This is a genomic window from Cupriavidus sp. SIMBA_020 (assembly GCF_046535395.1).
Lineage (GTDB): Bacteria > Pseudomonadota > Gammaproteobacteria > Burkholderiales > Burkholderiaceae > Cupriavidus > Cupriavidus campinensis.
Window position 1 is genome coordinate 1 of record NZ_JAWRWU010000982.1, and the last position, 259, is coordinate 259.

At 63.3% G+C, this 259-nt stretch carries 1 protein-coding gene; it reads left to right on the forward strand.

What is annotated here, in order from left to right; translation table 11 throughout:
• A partial coding sequence (locus tag SB751_RS32405; protein WP_410749309.1) for a hypothetical protein occupies nt 1-259 on the forward strand: 259 nt, incomplete at both ends.

Genomic DNA, 259 nt, shown 5'->3' on the forward strand with positions numbered 1-259 from the left:
CGATTGATCCTTCTCTTTTAGGCATACTGAGCATCCTGTCGAGCGGCACGGTGATCGGCAACAGCAGCGCGAGCACCATCAACGTGACCAACAACGGCACGATGAACGGCACCGCGCAGCTCGTCACCGTCAATCTGTCGAATCTCACCGGGCTGGCGCTCGCCGTGCAGAACGGCGCGGGCGGCGTGAGCAACATCGTCAATAACGGCACGATCGGTTCCAGCGCCATCGCGGGCGTGACGGTCGCGCCCGCCGATCG